The 352-nt window shown below is 69.0% G+C and carries 1 protein-coding gene; it reads left to right on the plus strand.

The window, feature by feature from the left end; all coding sequences use genetic code 11:
• Nucleotides 1-352, plus strand: a 352-nt coding sequence (locus LXN01_RS16030) for a P-type ATPase actuator domain-containing protein (protein ID WP_439098463.1), incomplete at both ends; no start/stop codon positions are given.

Below are 352 nucleotides of genomic sequence, written 5' to 3' on the forward strand. Positions count from 1 at the left end.
TCAAGATGATCTCCATCGACCTGCTGGTCGTGGTGGCCGCCACCGGCGCCCTGTTCATCCAGAACTACTGGGAGTCCGCCGCCGTCACCTTCCTCTTCGCCCTCGGCAAGGCGCTGGAGAAGGCCACCCTCAACCGGACCCGCAAGGCGCTGTCGGACCTGGTCGAGGCCGCCCCGGAGACCGCCACCGTGCTGCGCGACGGCGAGCCGGAGACCGTCGAGATCTGGGAACTCGTCCCCGGCGACGTCGTGCTCGTGAAGAACGGTGAGCAGGTGCCCGTCGACGGTCGGGTGATCACCGGCAACGGCGGCGTCGACGAGGCCACCATCACCGGCGAATCCGTGCCGGCCGA

It is taken from the genome of Brevibacterium daeguense (assembly GCF_021729135.1).
Classification (GTDB): Bacteria; Actinomycetota; Actinomycetes; order Actinomycetales; family Brevibacteriaceae; genus Brevibacterium; species Brevibacterium daeguense.